The 17,135-nt window shown below is 48.1% G+C and carries 20 protein-coding genes; all 20 read right to left on the reverse strand.

Annotated features, from left to right (window positions below; translation table 11 throughout):
• Entirely contained in the window at positions 1-528 is a 528-nt protein-coding gene (locus PSHG_RS24250) for an NADH-quinone oxidoreductase subunit J (RefSeq protein WP_010278993.1), read from the reverse strand.
• Positions 521-973: an NADH-quinone oxidoreductase subunit NuoI gene (gene nuoI / locus PSHG_RS24255; RefSeq protein ID WP_010278994.1), complete on the reverse strand. Its 453-nt coding sequence runs from the start codon at positions 971-973 to the stop codon at positions 521-523. Before nuoI ends, PSHG_RS24250 begins: the two co-directional genes overlap by 8 nt.
• A 24-nt stretch (positions 974-997) precedes the next feature.
• Positions 998-2,008, reverse strand: coding sequence for an NADH-quinone oxidoreductase subunit NuoH (gene nuoH, locus PSHG_RS24260; RefSeq protein WP_010278996.1), 1,011 nt, complete (start codon positions 2,006-2,008; stop codon positions 998-1,000).
• Positions 2,008-3,108 (reverse strand): NADH-quinone oxidoreductase subunit D, encoded by a 1,101-nt coding sequence (locus tag PSHG_RS24265; protein WP_010278997.1) that lies wholly within the window; start codon positions 3,106-3,108, stop codon positions 2,008-2,010. Before PSHG_RS24265 ends, nuoH begins: the two co-directional genes overlap by 1 nt.
• Before the next feature lie 3 nt (positions 3,109-3,111).
• Positions 3,112-3,813, reverse strand: a complete 702-nt coding sequence (locus PSHG_RS24270; RefSeq protein ID WP_010278998.1) for an NADH-quinone oxidoreductase subunit C — start codon at positions 3,811-3,813, stop codon at positions 3,112-3,114.
• Positions 3,810-4,328: a NuoB/complex I 20 kDa subunit family protein gene (locus tag PSHG_RS24275; RefSeq protein WP_010278999.1), complete on the reverse strand. Its 519-nt coding sequence runs from the start codon at positions 4,326-4,328 to the stop codon at positions 3,810-3,812. The genes PSHG_RS24270 and PSHG_RS24275 overlap by 4 nt, the downstream gene beginning before the upstream one ends.
• Positions 4,319-4,681, reverse strand: a complete 363-nt coding sequence (locus PSHG_RS24280; protein WP_010279000.1) for an NADH-quinone oxidoreductase subunit A — start codon at positions 4,679-4,681, stop codon at positions 4,319-4,321. The genes PSHG_RS24275 and PSHG_RS24280 overlap by 10 nt, the downstream gene beginning before the upstream one ends.
• Before the next feature lie 138 nt (positions 4,682-4,819).
• The gene (locus PSHG_RS24285; RefSeq protein ID WP_010279002.1) at positions 4,820-5,218 is read right to left on the reverse strand and encodes a F0F1 ATP synthase subunit epsilon; all 399 of its coding nucleotides are present in this window, start codon (positions 5,216-5,218) and stop codon (positions 4,820-4,822) included.
• A gap of 166 nt (positions 5,219-5,384) precedes the next feature.
• A complete protein-coding gene (gene atpD, locus PSHG_RS24290) occupies positions 5,385-6,791 on the reverse strand; it encodes a F0F1 ATP synthase subunit beta (RefSeq protein ID WP_010279004.1) in 1,407 nt (468 codons plus the stop codon).
• A gap of 97 nt (positions 6,792-6,888) precedes the next feature.
• Positions 6,889-7,752, reverse strand: coding sequence for an ATP synthase F1 subunit gamma (gene atpG, locus PSHG_RS24295; RefSeq protein ID WP_010279006.1), 864 nt, complete (start codon positions 7,750-7,752; stop codon positions 6,889-6,891).
• Between the two features lie 67 nt (positions 7,753-7,819).
• Complete coding sequence (gene atpA / locus PSHG_RS24300; protein WP_010279007.1) at positions 7,820-9,331, reverse strand: F0F1 ATP synthase subunit alpha; 1,512 nt, start codon at positions 9,329-9,331, stop codon at positions 7,820-7,822.
• A gap of 16 nt (positions 9,332-9,347) precedes the next feature.
• Complete coding sequence (locus PSHG_RS24305; protein ID WP_010279010.1) at positions 9,348-9,899, reverse strand: F0F1 ATP synthase subunit delta; 552 nt, start codon at positions 9,897-9,899, stop codon at positions 9,348-9,350.
• Positions 9,896-10,381 carry a F0F1 ATP synthase subunit B gene (atpF, locus tag PSHG_RS24310; RefSeq protein ID WP_010279012.1) on the reverse strand — a complete coding sequence of 162 codons (486 nt, stop codon included), beginning with the start codon at positions 10,379-10,381 and terminating at the stop codon, positions 9,896-9,898. Before atpF ends, PSHG_RS24305 begins: the two co-directional genes overlap by 4 nt.
• Positions 10,382-10,488: 107 nt before the next feature.
• The gene (gene atpE, locus PSHG_RS24315; protein ID WP_010279015.1) at positions 10,489-10,704 is read right to left on the reverse strand and encodes a F0F1 ATP synthase subunit C; all 216 of its coding nucleotides are present in this window, start codon (positions 10,702-10,704) and stop codon (positions 10,489-10,491) included.
• Positions 10,705-10,811: 107 nt separating this feature from the next.
• Positions 10,812-11,588, reverse strand: a complete 777-nt coding sequence (atpB, locus tag PSHG_RS24320) for a F0F1 ATP synthase subunit A (RefSeq protein ID WP_010279018.1) — start codon at positions 11,586-11,588, stop codon at positions 10,812-10,814.
• A gap of 9 nt (positions 11,589-11,597) precedes the next feature.
• Positions 11,598-11,993: an ATP synthase subunit I gene (locus PSHG_RS28955; RefSeq protein ID WP_010279021.1), complete on the reverse strand. Its 396-nt coding sequence runs from the start codon at positions 11,991-11,993 to the stop codon at positions 11,598-11,600.
• The gene (locus PSHG_RS24330; RefSeq protein WP_010279024.1) at positions 11,983-12,222 is read right to left on the reverse strand and encodes an AtpZ/AtpI family protein; all 240 of its coding nucleotides are present in this window, start codon (positions 12,220-12,222) and stop codon (positions 11,983-11,985) included. The genes PSHG_RS28955 and PSHG_RS24330 overlap by 11 nt, the downstream gene beginning before the upstream one ends.
• Before the next feature lie 218 nt (positions 12,223-12,440).
• The gene (gene wecB / locus PSHG_RS24335) at positions 12,441-13,601 is read right to left on the reverse strand and encodes a non-hydrolyzing UDP-N-acetylglucosamine 2-epimerase (protein WP_010279027.1); all 1,161 of its coding nucleotides are present in this window, start codon (positions 13,599-13,601) and stop codon (positions 12,441-12,443) included.
• Between the two features lie 90 nt (positions 13,602-13,691).
• A complete protein-coding gene (gene upp / locus PSHG_RS24340) occupies positions 13,692-14,321 on the reverse strand; it encodes a uracil phosphoribosyltransferase (RefSeq protein WP_010279029.1) in 630 nt (209 codons plus the stop codon).
• A 1,420-nt stretch (positions 14,322-15,741) separates the two neighbouring features.
• Positions 15,742-16,989 carry a serine hydroxymethyltransferase gene (locus PSHG_RS24350; RefSeq protein WP_010279033.1) on the reverse strand — a complete coding sequence of 416 codons (1,248 nt, stop codon included), beginning with the start codon at positions 16,987-16,989 and terminating at the stop codon, positions 15,742-15,744.
• Positions 16,990-17,135 lie beyond the last annotated feature (146 nt).

A 17,135-nucleotide genomic window follows, 5' to 3' on the forward strand; every position in this document is an offset into this window, starting at 1 on the left:
TTAATCCTCCTCTCTCTTAGCCACCACAATGGCTCCTATAAAGGCAACCGTCAGCAAAACGGACATTAACTCAAACGGTATCACATGAGCCGTGAAAATTCGCATTCCGATTTCCATAGTATTGTTCTCGCTCAGAACAGCTGTTTGGGCGGGAAACTCCGAAGTTTGGATCGCGTAGAACAAAATCCCAAACAATGCCAGCACACCTAGTCCGAGAAGGGTATTATGAAGCGGTCTCTTCACTTCATCTTCTTCTTGCTCCTGATGGTTCGTCAGCATAATACCAAAAATCATAAGGATCGATATCGCTCCCGCGTATATAAGCACCTGAACAAAAGCAACAAATTCCGCCTCGAGAAGAATGTATAAGCCGCCCAGGCTCAAAAAAGTGAACGCCATGGAAATGACCATGTGAACAACCTTTGTAAAGCTGATCATAAAAATCGCTCCGCCTATAATAAAAAGAGCAAAGGCGAAAAATACGAGATTGCTGCCACTCGAGAAAAAATCGGCAAGATTGCTAAGCATCTTTTTTCGCCCCTCCCTTGGGAAGCGCAGAATTATTTTCCTTACGTATATTCTGGTTGTTCGCAAATAGCCAGTCTTTGTCTTTATAAAGCTCATCCCGGCTGTACGTGGCCAGTTCAAAATTGTTGGTCATAACGATCGCTTCAGTCGGACAAACTTCCGTGCAGAAGTCACATAGAATACAAATCTCAAAGTTGATATCAAATGTATCTACGAGCTTGACCCGTTTCTCCGGGTCGGGGTTAGGCTTCCCAGTTAATGTAATACAGTCGGTCGGACAAATTCTCGCGCATTGATTGCATACAATACATTTATCCGGATCAAGGTATTGGATGCCGCGAAATCGGTCCGGCATTTCCAGCGGAACATCAGGATAGCGGTAGGTTACTTTTTTTTGGGTCATATTCTTGAAAGTAACACCCAATCCTTTCATTAACCCTTTCATGTCGGTTTCCCCCTTACCTTGCTTTTATCGGAAAAAGATTTCATATACAATCGCCGTTATAAAGATGTTGACCAGTGACAGAGGCAGCAGCACCTTCCAGCCTAATCCCATTAACTGATCAACCCGCACCCTTGGAAACGTGGCGCGAAGCCAGAATAGGAAGAAGACAACGAATGAAAACTTGAGCAAAAACCAGAGGATGCCCGGGATGAAATCCAGGAATGGAAACGGAGGATGCCAGCCCCCGAGAAACAGCACCGTAGTCAAAGAAGCAATAGCGAAAACGTAAACATATTCAGCCAGCATGAAAAAAGCAAAACGGAACCCGCTGTACTCTACATGATAGCCGGCAACAAGTTCAGACTCCGCTTCGGGCAGGTCAAAAGGAGTCCGGTTCAGCTCCGAGACGGCCGCTACAATAAATACGATAAAACCTATAATTTGGGGTAGGAAATTCCAGTTCCAGAAGCCGCCGCTTTGGCCTTCTACAATGGCAGACAGCTGCAAGCTCCCAGAGAGCATAATTACCCCAACAACAGAAATAACCAGCGGAATTTCATAGCTGATCATCTGGGCGGCTGAGCGCATGCCCCCGAGCAAGGCGTACTTGTTGTTAGAAGCCCAGCCCCCTAAAATAATTCCGATCGTCGAGATGCTTGATAATGCTACATAGTAGAGTATCCCAACATTTAAATCGGCAAAATACAGCGTCTCTGTGAATGGAATCGTAGCCAGAACGACAAAAGACGGGACAAAGGAGATCACTGGCGCAAGGATGAACAGATCTCTCTGGGCCTTTTTAGGAATGGTATCCTCCTTGATCAAAAGCTTGGCGACATCGGCGACCGTCTGCAGCAAACCAAGAGGTCCTACCCGATTGGGACCGTGGCGCCCCTGCATCCAGCCAATTACCTTTCTCTCAAAGTAAATCGCATAGGTTACGTAACCAAGAATGACCAAAAGGAAGGCAACCGAAACAAGGAAATAGAGGGTGAAGCTTTGCCATGTTATGGGTCCAGGCAACCAACCGGTCATCAGCAATCCACCTCCCCAACGACAATATCGACGCCTCCAAGAATCGTAATCAAATTAGTCATCGACTCGCCAACAAGCAGTTTCGGCAGGATTTGCAGATTTACAAATGACGGCCTTCTGAACTTTAAGCGGTAGGGCTTATCTTTTCCTCTGGAAACAATATAACAGCCAATCTCACCTCTAGGCGATTCGATGCCCGCATACACTTCACCTTCCGGCGCCCGGATGACTCTGGGAACCTTGCCCATTATCTCCCCTTCTTCCGGGAATTGCTCGAGTGCTTGCTCCAAAATCCGCAGCGATTGACGAATTTCTTCAAGACGAATGACATACCGATCATAGCAGTCCCCGTTTTTCCCAACAGGCACATCAAATTCAAAGCGTTCATATAAGCTGTACGGCTGGTCCTTGCGTAAATCCCATTTGACTCCTGTACAGCGCAAGTTAGCTCCACTTAAGCCAAGATTAATTGCTGTTTCTGCATCATACCGGCCAATCCCTTTAATACGGGCAAGAAAAATTTCGTTACCGCTCACAAGATCGTCATACTCGTCTACTTTCTTGCGCATATAGGGGACAAAGTCACGTACTTTATCCAGCCAGCCTTCTGGAGCATCCCACTTCACTCCGCCTACACGCATATAATTGTAGGTCAGTCTTGCCCCACATAACTCGTTGAACAGGTTGATGATCATTTCACGGTCTCTAAAAGCATATAAAAACGGACTCATAGCCCCGATATCGAGCAGATAGGTCCCCCACCAGACCAGGTGACTGGCTATTCTTTGAAGCTCCATGACAATTAATCTTAAAAATTCCGCTCTCTCCGGCACCTCCAGACCGAGGAGCTTTTCAACCGTATGGACGAGAACATAATTGTTGGTCATCGCGGAGACGTAGTCCATACGGTCCGTGTAAGGGATAATTTGGGTGTAGCTCAAATTTTCAGCCAGTTTCTCGGTCCCTCTATGTAAATAACCCATCACGGGGTTCGCCTCGGTAATGATCTCCCCGTCCAGCTTGACAATGATTCGAAAAACACCGTGTGTACTCGGGTGTTGAGGTCCAACATTCAATAGCAGTTCTTCCGTCCTGATCACCTGCTACACCTCCGGATCCAGCGGTTCATAGTCTTTACGAAGCGGGTGGCCTACCCAATCGTCCGGCATCATAATCCTTCGCAAATCCGGATGGCCTGGAAAGTCTATCCCGAGCAAATCGTATACTTCCCTCTCATTCCAGTTAGCCGTTTCCCAAACGGATGTCACCGAAGGGACCCGAGGCTGATCACGATCTGTTTTTACCTTTATGCAGTAATTTTGTTTCGACTCCATGGAGATCAGATGGTAAACGACCTCCAAATGGGTTTCCTGATCAACGCCGGAAAGATTGCGCAAATAGGTAAGCCCGAACTCCGGGTGCTCCTTAAGCAACTTCGCAGTTTCCGGCCAAAATTCCTGCTTAATAACTAAATAAGGACGATGGCCGTCAATTTCATTGATGAAAGCCTCCGCGACAGCCTCCTCGGAAACCTCTGTTTGTATCAATTGTACGGCCCGGTCCAACACAGGCTGCATAGGGGAAGGGAGCTTCGGCTCCTCAGGCTCTTCTTCCTTCTTAGCCTTCTGCGCTGCACGGGCGGCTCTGGCTTCCAAAGCAGCCTTTCGTTTGGCTTCCTTATCTAATACCGCCTGGTCAGATGGAGCAGCCTGAGGGGAAGACTCTTGACTCTCCTTCTTGGCTGACTGCTCATCCGCTGGGTCCGCCTCCGGCTGTTTGGCAAGCTCCTTCTTTTCCTCACTCATTGGTTGGTCACCTGCTTCCCGGTTTTCGCCTCATAACGGATTTTGACCTGTAATTTGTTAATTCCATAGATGAGTGCTGCGGGATTAGGCGGGCAGCCCGGAATATATACATCGACGGGCACAACCTGGTCCACTCCTTTAACAACTGAATAAGATTTGACATAAGGGCCTCCGGCCGTAGCACAAGAGCCCATGGCAATGACCCATTTAGGCTCCGGCATTTGGTCATAAAGACGACGAATTAACGGAGCCATCTTCTTCGTTACCGTACCGGAGACGATCATCACATCTGATTGTCTGGGCGAGGTACGAAACATGACGCCAAAGCGGTCAAGATCATAATGTGCAGCCCCAGTACCCATCATCTCAATGGCGCAGCAAGCCAGCCCGAACGTCAGCGGCCACAGGGAATTGCTGCGCGCCCAGCCTTTCAGCTGCTCAAGCGTGGAAAAGAACACATTGCGCTCCAGCTCTTCCCGTTCTTCCGGACGGATAGATTCAAGATTTAGCTCCATTTAAACACCTTCTTCTTCCAGGCATAGATCAGACCTACAATTAACAAGGAGACAAATATAAGCATTTCGACCAGTGCAAATAGCCCTAGCTGCTGATACGCTACGGCCCACGGATACAAGAATACAGTTTCCACATCAAATATGACGAACATCAAAGCAAACAAATAATAACGAATGTTAAATCTGATGTGACTCTCACCTACCGGCACGTTACCGCTTTCATAAGTGGTTAGTTTTTCAGATACCGGTTTGTTGGGTCTCAACCATCTACCTAACGTTAAGGCGACTACTGGGAGCAGTATGCCAAGAACGATAAAGATAGCGACAATGACATACTGATTTTGATACAGCATGCAGTTGGAACCTCCCCGCTTATGAGATGAACACCACCCCAATTATAGCAAATGCGGAATTTAGTGTCTAATGCTTTAAATAAAGAAAAAGACGCGAAGATGAGCGAAAAGCTGTCTTCACGTCTAGTTTTCCAAGCCTTATGATTTAGAGGAGATTTCCAAGCGGTTCAATGCGCGCTGCAGTGACAGCTGCGCTCTCTTGATGTCATAATCTCCAATGTTTTTGAGACGGTTTTCGGCCCGCTCCTTGGAAGCACGTGCCCGTTCGATATCAATATCAGAAGGGAACTCGGCGCTTTCAGCAAGAATGACAACTTTACTTTTGCGAACCTCCATAAAGCCGCCGTTTACAGCGATCAGTTCCTCTGAACCGCTTTTTTTAATGCGAACCGGACCGATTTTTAGAGGAGATACCATCGGGATATGGTTAGGGAGAATCCCCAGCTCCCCTTCAACACCTTTAACCACGATCATATCTACTTCTTCCCCATAGATCTTTCGTTCTGGTGTAACAATCTCCAGCAAAAATGTACTCATGCCGATACCTCCTGAAAGTTCCCCCTGTCCTATCCGCACACTTCAAAGTGAAACGCGTAGATGAAGGGAAAACCATGCTCTGTAAGCCTTCAGGCTTCCCTGTAGGAAGCCTGAAGAAAGCAGGACTCCGCCCCTGATAACCTTCGGCGGGAATAGCTTGTTTTCGTTACATCTTCTTAGCTTTCTCTACCGCTTCTTCAATCGTACTTACGTACAGGAAAGCACCTTCAGGAAGATCGTCATGCTTGCCTTCCAAAATTTCTTTGAAGCTGCGTACGGTTTCCTTGACCGGTACATAAACGCCTGGAGTTCCCGTGAACTGCTCGGCAACGTGCAGGTTTTGAGACAAGAAGTTTTGAATCTTTCTTGCTCTTTGTACCGTCAATTTATCTTCATCAGACAGCTCGTCCATACCCATGATGGCGATGATATCCTGAAGTTCTTTGTAACGCTGCAAAATTTCTTTAACGCTTTGAGCAACACGATAGTGCTCTTCGCCGACAATCTCCGGCGCCAAAATCCGCGAGCTGGAAGCCAGCGGGTCAACCGCCGGGTAAATCCCCATCTCGGAAATTCTCCGCTCCAAGTTCGTTGTTGCGTCCAAGTGGGAGAATGTAGTAGCTGGGGCCGGGTCCGTGTAGTCATCCGCAGGAACGTAAATCGCCTGAATGGATGTAACCGAACCTTTTTTGGTGGAAGTGATCCGCTCCTGAAGCTGACCCATCTCGGTAGCCAGTGTAGGCTGGTAACCAACCGCGGAAGGCATGCGGCCGAGCAGTGCGGAAACCTCGGAACCCGCTTGGGTAAAACGGAAGATGTTATCAACAAACAGAAGAACGTCTCTTCCTTCTTCGTCACGGAAATATTCAGCCATAGTCAACCCGGTCAAAGCAACCCGCAGACGGGCGCCTGGCGGTTCGTTCATCTGCCCGAATACCATCGCTGTTTTATCGATAACGCCTGCATCTTTCATCTCATGATACAAGTCATTACCTTCACGTGTTCTCTCCCCTACTCCTGCAAATACGGAGATCCCGCTGTGCTCTTGAGCGATGTTATTGATCAGTTCCTGAATCAAGACGGTTTTACCAACACCCGCTCCACCGAACAGACCAATTTTTCCTCCCTTGGCATAAGGTGCCAAGAGGTCAACAACTTTAATTCCAGTTTCCAAAATTTCAGACTGAGTGGACAGCTCTTCAAAGGCAGGCGCCGGACGATGGATAGGCAGGCTGATCGAACGATCAACTGCACCATCTTCATCAATCGGGTCACCTGTAACGCTGAATACCCGACCAAGAGTAGCTTTACCTACAGGTACGGAAATAGGCGCACCCGTATCAACGGCTTCCGCTCCGCGCACTAATCCGTCAGTCGAAGACATCGCAACGCAGCGCGCTACATTATCTCCCAAGTGGACCGCTACTTCAAGCGTCAAGTTAATATTTGGCTGCGATTCAGACGTTGAAGCTTGCTCAACCTTGATCGCATTATAGATCTCAGGAAGGTTGCCGCGTTCGAACTCCACGTCGACAACCGGACCAAGAACCTGTAAAACGCGTCCTTTGTTCATTCTTTTCCCTCCTAGAACTTTTCGCTGGTATTGAAAAGTCAGCTTCATGCTTGGATAGAAAGTTTAAACGACAAACTTCCTTTATTCTGGTTTTACACTACGACTGCGCGTTCGCGCCCGCAACGATCTCCGAAATTTCCTGGGTAATCGCCGCTTGACGGGCCCGGTTGTATTGAAGCGTGAGAGAGGAAATAAGCTTTGTCGCATTTTTCGACGCATTCCCCATGGCAGTCATCCGCGCACCAAACTCACTAGCCTTGGCCTCGATTACTGCACTATACACCAGCGTTTCTGCATATTTGGGCAATAGAATTGCCAGTACGGTTGCCGCATTTGGCTCGTATTCGTATTCGGTTGTGCTGCTTTCCCCTGACATATCCTCCTGCAAAGGGAGAATCCGCTTTTCGGTCGGTTTTTGGGAAATGGCATTGATGAATTGGCTGTAGACCAGATACAACTCATCAATTCCGCCCTCTTCGTACTGCCTGATAGCCGCATAAGCAATCGACTTCACATCGGCAAATTGCGGCGAATCGGAAATCCCGACGAGCTCCTCTTGAATCGCGTAACCGCGTTTTCTTAAGAAATCGCGGCCTTTGCGACCCATAACAAACAGGGCGTATTCGTCTGGAGATTGATGTCTCTCATTCAATGTCTGCACAAGCTTTCTTAGCAGGTTGGCATTGTAGCCGCCCGCCATCCCCCGGTCGGAGGTAATGACAAGATAGCCTGTCCGCTTGATCTCGCGCTGTTCCAGCATCGGATGATCAATATCCTTAGTGCCCGCAGCAATGTTGGAAATGACCTCTTTCAGCTTGTCTGCATAAGGACGGGACGCCAGGGCGGCGTCTTGAGTCTTTTTCAGACGGCTTGCTGCGATCATCTCCATTGCTTTGGTCATTTGCTTTGTATTTTGCGTACTCTTAATCGAGCGCTTTATTTCACGCATGCCTTTAGCCACTAATAGTTCACCGCCCTTTGAACCCGCCAGTCTCGGCGGGTCAGATTCATCGAGAAGAAACGCCTAATTAGGATGCGGAGAAGGTTCTTTTGAACTTTTCAATCGCCTTAATCAGCTCTTGTTCGTTCTCCTTGGTCAAATCTTTCGTCTCTTGAATGGAAGTGAAAATCTCCGGATGGTTCATTTCAACAAAGGCCAGGAATTCTTTCTCGAAGCGAATTACGTCTTCCAAGGCGATGTCATCGAGAAACCCTCTAACGGCTGTGAAAATACTGACAACCTGCTTCTCAACTGACATGGACTGATTAACGCCCTGCTTCAAAATTTCGAACGTGCGCGCTCCCCGGTTCAAACGGCCTTGGGTCGATTTATCCAGATCGGAAGCGAACTGGGAGAAAGCCTGCAATTCACGGTAAGAAGCCAGATCCAGCTTCAACGTACCGGCAACTTTCTTCATCGCTTTAATTTGTGCCGAACCCCCTACCCTGGATACGGAAATCCCTACGTTAATCGCAGGACGCTGTCCGGAGTTGAACAGATCCGACTCGAGGAAGATTTGTCCGTCAGTGATGGAGATTACGTTGGTTGGAATATAAGCCGAAACATCGGAGGCCTGGGTTTCGATGAAAGGCAGGGCAGTCAAAGAACCGCCGCCCAATTTGTCGTTCAGCTTCGCTGCACGCTCCAGCAAGCGGGAGTGCAGATAGAATACGTCGCCAGGATATGCCTCGCGGCCCGGAGGACGTCTGAGCAGCAAGGACATCTCACGGTAAGCAGCTGCTTGTTTGGTCAAGTCGTCATAAATAACGAGTACGTGCTCGCCTTTGTACATGAAGTACTCACCCATTGCGCAGCCCGCATAAGGTGCCAGGAACAACAGCGGCGCCGGCTCGGATGCGCCTGCGTTAACGACAATCGTGTAATCGAGAGCGCCGAAGCGGCGAAGCGTTTCGGTAACTTGCGCTACCGTCGATTGCTTCTGCCCGATGGCAACGTAAATACATTTGACGCCGTTGCCCTTTTGGTTGATGATCGCATCGATGGCGATAGACGTTTTACCGGTTTGGCGGTCGCCGATAATCAATTCCCTTTGTCCACGTCCGATCGGTACCATCGCATCGATCGCCTTGATTCCGGTTTGCATTGGCTCATGGACCGATTTCCGATCAAAAACACCCGGTGCCGGAGATTCTACAGGGCGAAATTCGGTAGTCTCAATCGGTCCCTTGCCGTCAACAGGTTGTCCAAGCGCGTTAACTACGCGCCCCAGCAACTGTTCACCGACAGGCACCTGCATGATCCGTCCCGTACGTTTCACCTGATCTCCTTCGCGGATGTCTTTATATGGTCCCATGATAACTATACCGACATTATCTTCCTCCAGGTTTTGGGCCATACCCATTACCCCATTGGAGAATTCCAGCAGCTCCCCGGCCATTACGTTTTGAAGGCCGTGGGCACGGGCAATTCCGTCACCAACCTGAATGACGGTTCCCACATCGACCACTTGAATATCGGATTGAAATTGTTCAATCTGTTGCTTAATCAGAGTGCTTATTTCCTCAGGTCTGATACTCAACGAACCTCACCCCTATCTACATGGCTTGATTTTGCTTCAATCTAGTTTCAATTCTGGAAAGCTTACCGGATAAGCTGCCATCATATAGCCGATCCCCAATTTTAACCTGGATTCCGCCAAGCAATTTGGGGTTTACTTCGTTTTCTACCCGAACGGTTTTTCCGATCAGTTTACCGAATTGAACGGATACAGCCTGCTTTTCCTGCTCACTGAGCGGCATTGGCGATACGACCAGTGCGTCAGCCTGTCCGAGAGCTTCATTCGATATACTCACATAATAATCGTAAAGTGCTGAGACAAGAGTTCCTCTTCCCCGCTCAACCAACAGCATCAAAGTGTTGTATACGATGTCGGAAACCTTGCCCTGGAACACTGCAGTAAGCATTCCCTTCTTCGCTGCCAAATCCAGCTTCGGATGCTGCAGCAAAGCTTCAAACTCCTTGTTATCAGCCAGAGCTTGAACGGTATAACGAAGCTCTTCCTCGACAGGAGAGACAAGATTACGGCTTTGGGCTGCTTCAAAAAGCGCTTTAGCGTATCTTTTGGCTACGATCGTACCGCTGCTCATAGCTTGCCTCCCACTTCTTTAAGATACTGGTCAATCAATTGCTCCTGCGATTTCTCGTCAACTTGCTTTTCGATAATCTTGGAAGCGATCATGACCGCCATAGCACTAACTTGTCCGCGCAATGCGGCAACTGCTTTGTCTTTCTCTGCCGAAATATCTTTAAGCGCCTCTTCCTTGATGCGCGCAGACTCTTCTTGCGCCTGTCTGATCATTTCGTCTGCTTCTTTGCCGCTCATTTGACGGGCTTGCTCAAGAATTTCCTGAGCTTCTTTTCTCACTTCAGCCATTGCTTTTTGCTGTTCAGCCAGAAGACGCTCCGCTTCTTTGCGATTGGACTCCGCAGAGCTGATTTGTTCCTGGACCATCTCTCTGCGCTTTTCCATAACGCTAAACAAAGGACCAAACGCATATTTATTTAACAAGAAGTACAATAAAGCAAATGCAAGAATCGCAAATACCGTATTCTCCCAATAAAACTCCATTCGTGTCACTCCCTTCTTCCTGAAAAACGCATCAACAATGTAACCTTAAGCAAAACGAAGGCGTGGATGGCTCAGGCCCTCCCCGCCAAACTGTGAGTCTATTGTTATTAAGCGTTGAAGAACATCAAGAATGCAAGGACAGCACCGATCAAAGGAACAACCTCGACGATACCGACACCGATAAACATAGTGGTTTGCAGGGCACCGCGCAGCTCAGGCTGACGGGAGATCCCTTCTACTGTTTTACTTACGATCATACCGTTACCGATACCTGCACCAAATGCACCCATACCTACTGCTATAGCCGCTGCCAAATATTCCATTGTTAGAAAACCTCCTAATATTGTTTAAAGAATTAGTATATATCTCATCTCATGCCACTTTTAAGGAGAAGCAAGCGCCCCCTCTCTCCGGCAGAGTTCGACAAAGGTTAGTGTTCCTCGTGAATGGTCGCTTGAGAAATATAGACCATCGTCAACACGGTAAACAGGAACGCCTGAATGGCCCCGATAAAAATACTGAATCCTTGCCATACTGCCAGGAGCGGAATACCAAAGACCCCGGCCATAATAATGGTAGAAATCAGAATTTCCCCCGCGAAAATATTCGCATATAAACGAATAGCCAGTGTGATTGGCTTCATCACTTCTTTAAGAATGTTAAGCGGGAAGAAGATAGCATAGGGTTCCATATAGTGCTTGAGGTAGTGCTTTGTATTGAGCTTCAATCCCAAGAAGTGGATCAGGAAGAAAACAACTAAAGCAAGACCCAACGTTACAGAAATATCAGCTGTAGGCGATTTCCACCAGAGAATCTCGGCACCATGATGGCCCTTTTCAATCCCCTTCTGTACCGCTTCCTCCGAAACAATCGTTAAACCCGCTACTTTCACCGGCTCTGGATGCTCGGTAATGACAGCGAATGGAAGGCCTAGAATATTTGCGATAAAGATAAACATAATCAAGGTCATACCAAGCGATACGTAGGCTTTCGCTTTCTTCAACGGCATGGAGCTGGTAGCGATTCCTTGAACAAACTCGACAACCCATTCCATGAAATTTTGCATTTTAGAGGGGTTCTCAACTGATAAGTTCCTTGTCATTACTTTGGCTACAATGAAAGTAATCAAAAAGGTAACGACGGTAACTCCAATTGTGGAAAGATCAAAATTAAATCCGCCAAGTTCTAGCACAGGAGCTTGATGCATTGATTTGACTCACCCCTTTCCATGCATTCCGTTATTGTTTGCAGCAGAAATCAATCCTTTTAAAAGTGTTACCGCTTGTACATAAAATAACCCGCAGACGGCGGACATCAGATCAAACTGCTCGAACTTCAAGCAAACCATCACGCCAATAATGCTCATGCTGGCCCTCGCAATGAAGCCCAAGTTGACCCTTTTCCCCGTATTTTCCATCACATGCTTGGTCATCAGCTCAATCTTATAAGCTAACAACCGGGCATTGATCAAACTGATAACCGTACCCAGGACAAGACCTGCGGCGACCGGCTGCCACTGCGGAACAAACGCCCACACCAACAAGCAAAAAGACATAAAAAACAATGCGGTTCGGAACACGAAATGCATATGGGTCCTAAGGTCATCCTTCATTCGTGTCCTCCAGAAGTTTCTTGATCATAAAGATGGTGCTGATAACAGCCACTGCCAGTCCGAGGAAAATCCCGCCTGCCACCCATCCTATCGATCCGCCAAACAGATTGCTCACGTACTTCCCGATAAAGTAACCCAGCAGCAGGCAGACAACAAAATCAGCGCCGATGACGCTGACCAGACCAGCAGCCCGCCATGGATTTTCATTCCGGTTAGGCTTCTTCAACATTTCATCCCCTTAACTTCGTAATGAGGACCGAATTGAGCCGCCTTCTTGAAATCGTTTTACCATGCCAAAACGTGTTACAATCCTCATATATTTTAATAAAGTGAAGCAAGGTTTGTCAATTCATTTAAATGCAAACATTATGTGAACTGACCTTCAGAAAACCCTTATGAAATCTGCATTTCCGAAGATTGGAAAGTCAACAGTTGAACTGTATGGTGTTAGCTTCTATCCTTCTTTTCCGAGCGAAAAGGCTGCGGTCTCTCGGTTTGCAGACCGAATTCATAAAGAATAGCTTCGACAATCCTCTTCGCTGCGGCCCCGTCGCCGTACGGATTAGCCGCTTCGCTCATCTGTTTGTAAAGCACATCATCCGTTAATAAGGCACGGGTACGGCTGTAGACATGCTCCTCGTCAGTGCCAACAAGCTCCAGCGTTCCGGCTTCAATCCCTTCCGGCCTCTCCGTCGTATCACGCAGAACCAGAACCGGCACTCCGAATGAAGGGGCCTCTTCTTGAAGACCACCGGAATCGGTAACAATCAGGTGGGTATGCGGATAAAAGTTGTGGAGATCGACCACGTCCAGCGGTTCTATCAATTGAATTCTCGGATGATCACCCAGAAGCTCGTAAGCCGGCTCGCGTACAGCTGGGCTTAGGTGAACCGGGTAGACGATAGCTATATCTTCGAATTCATCAGCAATTCTGCGAATCGCCCGGAAAATTTGCCGGTGCGGCTCTCCCTGTGATTCGCGGCGATGGGCAGTCATCAGGATAAGCCTCTTGCCGGCTGCCCACTCCAGAACAGGGTGGGAATATTGTTCCGATACCGTGTATTTAGGCACATCGGTCACAGTATTGCCCGTAATATAAATGCTCTTTTCCGGTTTATTCTCTTTTAACAGATTCCCTGCTGACCATTCAGTAGGGGCAAAATGCAGGTCAGCCAGAACCCCTGTCAGCTGCCGGTTCATTTCCTCCGGATAAGGAGACAGCTTATTCCAGGTTCGCAGTCCGGCTTCTACGTGCCCCACCTTGATCTGCTGCAAAAAAGCGCAATAACTGGCTAAAAAAGTCGTAGAGGTGTCGCCATGAACAAGTACAATATCGGGCTTAGCCTCTTCCAGCACCGGAGCCAAACCCTGCATCACTCTTACCGACAACTCGCTTAGCGTCTGCCGCTCCTTCATAATATCCAGGTCATAATCCGGCGTGATCTGAAACACCTTCAGCACCTGATCCATCATTTGTCTGTGCTGGGCAGTTACACAAACTACGGATTCTATCGAATCAGGAACTTTCTCCAATTCTTTTACAAGCGGAACCATCTTGATTGCTTCAGGACGGGTTCCGAATACTGTCATTACTTTTACTTTCTTCATCCCCGTTTCCCTCCTATCCTTATGACGCACAGCTGCTCTAGCATTTGGCTTGTTTTTACTAATAAACTAGTCATCATAATGCGCTGCTTCTTATTTTGTCCCGTACAACCGGTCGCCAGCGTCTCCTAGGCCAGGGACGATATACCCGTGCTCATCAAGCTTCTCATCGATAGCCGCCACATAGATATCAACGTCATCATGAGCTTCCTGTACAGCCTTGATTCCTTCCGGCGCTGCGATTAAACACATCAATTTGATTTGCGTGCAGCCCCTTCTCTTCAAAGAGTCGATACATGCATTAGCCGATCCTCCGGTTGCCAGCATCGGATCGATCACAATTAATTCACGCTCCGTTACATCAGTCGGCAGCTTAAGGTAATACTCAACCGGCTGCAGCGTCTCGGGATCGCGGTACAGTCCGATATGACCCACCTCCGCTGACGGCAAGAGCTTGAGCACGCCATCCAGCATACCCAGCCCCGCGCGCAGGATGGGGATTAATCCAAGCATGCGGCCGGAGATCATTTTGCATTCCGCCTCCGCTACCGGAGTTTGCACCGTGATCCCTTCCAGCGGAATCTCCCGGGTGATCTCGTAAGCCATCAGCGTGGCCACTTCATCAACCAGCTGACGGAAATCCTTCGTCTTTGTATTCACATCTCTTATGTACGTAAGTTTATGTTGAATTAACGGATGATCACAAATAACGACTTTACTCATTAGTTTACTTCCTCCTGCCTTTATCCATTCGCAGCAAAAAAATCAGCTCTGACTTCTTACCGTATTTTGTGTCAAACTACCTGCTCTTACTATTCCCCCACAAGGGAAGCCTTGGCTTCGCAGCGATGTCAGGGCACTTTGCCGGGCGGAAACCTTTAACTTCTACCTTGAAAAACGAAAAATACGTGCGCAAAAAATAAAAAGCTTGCATATTAACCTGCTTGACTGCAGCTTACGGTCATTTACGCTTGTTTTTAAAAGAAACAGGCGTAAAAACCCAGTTCATTATACCACAAAACCTCTGAAAATATCCGTTAATTTCGAATTAGAACTGATAGAGGCGTGCTGATTGCCTTTCTCGTGCGTTTTTACACTCATGCTGGGAAAAGGTCCCTTATACGATGACAGTCGTCTTTTTAGCATAGGCGCCAATAGGCGCAAAGGTAACTGCAAAAAAAATGGGGATGTCCGAAAAGTGGCCGTTCAGCCCGATAGCCAGAATAAGCAACCCCCAAGCAGCGAACCCGAGGCCAGCGGACACGAGGCGAATTGTATGCGAAAGTGTTTGTGAAATGTTTGTGAAATGGTTTGCGAAATGGTTTGTGGAATGGTTTGTGAAATGGTTTGTGGAATGGTTTGCGAAATTGATTGCGAAAACAGTCATGCCATTGAATTCTCAGGCACAACTCCAGCATGAAAATAGCCAAGGTTGGCGCGATCGCGGGGCTCGCGGGGCCAGCGGGGTTCGCGGCTGCGCGGGCTTGTTGCCTGCGCTTTGTACGATTTGTCGTACAAATTCATGGGGTTGAAGTGCCACTACCGGAGATTTGTATGAAACGTCGTACAAATTCAGGGGTTTAAGGGCTTGCAGCCATCGTTTTATACGAAATATCGTACAAATGCATGGATTTGAAGGGCGATTGCCCGAGATTTGTATGACAAATCATACAAATGCAGAAAGTCAGTGAAAACTGACGACTGGACGCCCCGTTTTTGTTGTGTATAACAAAAATCAGGTAACGACTTAGTCCGGGCTTTTGATTGAAGAATGAGGTGACCACCGCGGGATAGAGGGGGGCCTCCAATCGCTGTAAAGATTGATTCTATCTGGGTCCCATACTTGGCAAATCGAGGAAGAAAATCTTCACGCATGAGCTTCCGTGGTTTCTTCAAGGCGCTGCGCTGCTTCCGCACCTCTTATCGTTTTTCAACGATGCTTTCCTCAGCAAATGGACGGAAAACCGTAATGTTTTCCGTCCATTTTTTTGTTTGTCTGTTTTCCCGGAAAGTAGTCAGGCGGATACCTGCCACTTTCAATAGATTGTAGGCTAATGCCACAATCCCAACTCGACGTGAACCTTGTTCAGCCCCGTAAAGAGAACCGTCGGAACGGTGCGTGTCAAATGCAAAACTTTCTATATTAATAACTTAAATCAGCATAAAGAGGGAACTGGGCAGTTAGTTCGGACACCATGCCGCGGGCTTTTTCCAGTACCGCTTCGTCCTTGGAGTTTTTCAGCGTCATTGCAATGATTTGGCCGATCGTCTTCATCGCTTCCTGATCCATTCCACGGCTTGTAGCAGCCGGAGTACCGATGCGGATACCGCTTGTTACAAAAGGACTGGTCGGATCGAACGGAATCGCATTCTTGTTGACGGTAACTCCGATTTCATCGAGCACATGCTGTGCTTCCTTACCCGTCAATTGAATGCTGCGCAAGTCTACCAGCATCAAATGATTGTCCGTTCCGCCGGAAACGACCTCAAGCCCTTGATTCATAAGCTCTTGAGCCAGTACTTTGGCGTTATCCACCACATTGCGGCAGTAGTCGGCGAACTCAGGCTTCAAGGCCTCGCCAAACGATACGGCCTTGGCCGCGATTACGTGCATTAACGGACCGCCTTGAGATCCTGGAAATACCGCCTTGTCGATCTCTCTAGCCCATGATTTACGGCACAGAATCATTCCGCCGCGAGGACCGCGCAAGGTTTTATGCGTAGTTGTCGTTACAAAGTGGGCGTGAGGAACCGGATTAGGATGAAGACCGGTAGCCACTAGGCCCGCAATATGTGCCATATCAACCATGAACAGGGCGCCTACATCATTAGCTATAGAAGCCAGAGCCTCAAAATCAATCGTCCGCGGATAAGCACTTGCACCGGCAACGATCAGCTTGGGACGGTGTTTAAACGCCGCTTTGCGAACCTCATCATAGTCAATACGGAAGGTTTGGTCATTGACGCCATAAGCCACAAAGTTATACAAAATACCGGATGCATTAGCCGGGCTGCCATGAGTCAAATGTCCGCCGTGGGCCAGGTTCATGCCTAAGACCGTATCCCCTGGCTTCAAAGCGGCCAAATATACGGCCATATTAGCTTGTGCACCGGAATGGGGCTGAACATTCGCATGCTCGGCTCCAAACAGCTGCTTCGCGCGATCGATCGCCAAATTCTCAATATCATCAACATGCTCACAGCCGCCGTAAAAGCGCTTGGCCGGGTAGCCTTCCGCATATTTGTTAGTCAGCACAGAGCCCATCGCTTCGATAACAGCCTGGCTAACAAAATTCTCCGAAGCGATCAATTCAATTTTGTCCCTTTGTCTGGAAAGCTCCTGACCCATAATGGCCAGCAATTCAGGATCGGTTTGACGCAAATGTTCCATGTTCTCTTATCCTCCCATAAACACTCTTATTTGAGATTTTGCAAATGTGATTTGGCTATAGCTAATCCGATATCCGCTAAACGGAATCGGCATTCGATAAATCTGGTTGAATTTTCATAATGCTATCTGGACATGCTTAATTAGGG

It is taken from the genome of Paenibacillus senegalensis JC66 (assembly GCF_000285515.1).
GTDB classification, from domain to species: domain Bacteria; phylum Bacillota; class Bacilli; order Paenibacillales; family NBRC-103111; genus Paenibacillus_L; species Paenibacillus_L senegalensis.

Bases quoted from the DNA above. Each gene is read 5' to 3' on its own strand.
- PSHG_RS24305 (WP_010279010.1), bottom strand. From the start codon at position 9,899: ATGAGCAGCGGTACGATCGTAGCCAAAAGATACGCTAAAGCGCTTTTT.
- PSHG_RS24285 (WP_010279002.1), bottom strand. From the start codon at position 5,218: ATGAGTACATTTTTGCTGGAGATTGTTACACCAGAACGAAAGATCTAT.
- atpE (WP_010279015.1), bottom strand. From the start codon at position 10,704: ATGGAATATTTGGCAGCGGCTATAGCAGTAGGTATGGGTGCATTTGGT.
- atpF (WP_010279012.1), bottom strand. From the start codon at position 10,381: ATGGAGTTTTATTGGGAGAATACGGTATTTGCGATTCTTGCATTTGCT.
- atpD (WP_010279004.1), bottom strand. From the start codon at position 6,791: ATGAACAAAGGACGCGTTTTACAGGTTCTTGGTCCGGTTGTCGACGTG.
- PSHG_RS24280 (WP_010279000.1), bottom strand. From the start codon at position 4,681: ATGCTGTATCAAAATCAGTATGTCATTGTCGCTATCTTTATCGTTCTT.
- atpB (WP_010279018.1), bottom strand. From the start codon at position 11,588: ATGCATCAAGCTCCTGTGCTAGAACTTGGCGGATTTAATTTTGATCTT.
- PSHG_RS24330 (WP_010279024.1), bottom strand. From the start codon at position 12,222: ATGTTGAAGAAGCCTAACCGGAATGAAAATCCATGGCGGGCTGCTGGT.
- PSHG_RS24275 (WP_010278999.1), bottom strand. From the start codon at position 4,328: ATGGAGCTAAATCTTGAATCTATCCGTCCGGAAGAACGGGAAGAGCTG.
- nuoH (WP_010278996.1), bottom strand. From the start codon at position 2,008: ATGACCGGTTGGTTGCCTGGACCCATAACATGGCAAAGCTTCACCCTC.
- wecB (WP_010279027.1), bottom strand. From the start codon at position 13,601: ATGAAGAAAGTAAAAGTAATGACAGTATTCGGAACCCGTCCTGAAGCA.
- PSHG_RS28955 (WP_010279021.1), bottom strand. From the start codon at position 11,993: ATGAAGGATGACCTTAGGACCCATATGCATTTCGTGTTCCGAACCGCA.
- PSHG_RS24250 (WP_010278993.1), bottom strand. From the start codon at position 528: ATGCTTAGCAATCTTGCCGATTTTTTCTCGAGTGGCAGCAATCTCGTA.
- nuoI (WP_010278994.1), bottom strand. From the start codon at position 973: ATGAAAGGGTTAATGAAAGGATTGGGTGTTACTTTCAAGAATATGACC.
- upp (WP_010279029.1), bottom strand. From the start codon at position 14,321: ATGAGTAAAGTCGTTATTTGTGATCATCCGTTAATTCAACATAAACTT.
- PSHG_RS24350 (WP_010279033.1), bottom strand. From the start codon at position 16,989: ATGGAACATTTGCGTCAAACCGATCCTGAATTGCTGGCCATTATGGGT.
- PSHG_RS24270 (WP_010278998.1), bottom strand. From the start codon at position 3,813: ATGAGTGAGGAAAAGAAGGAGCTTGCCAAACAGCCGGAGGCGGACCCA.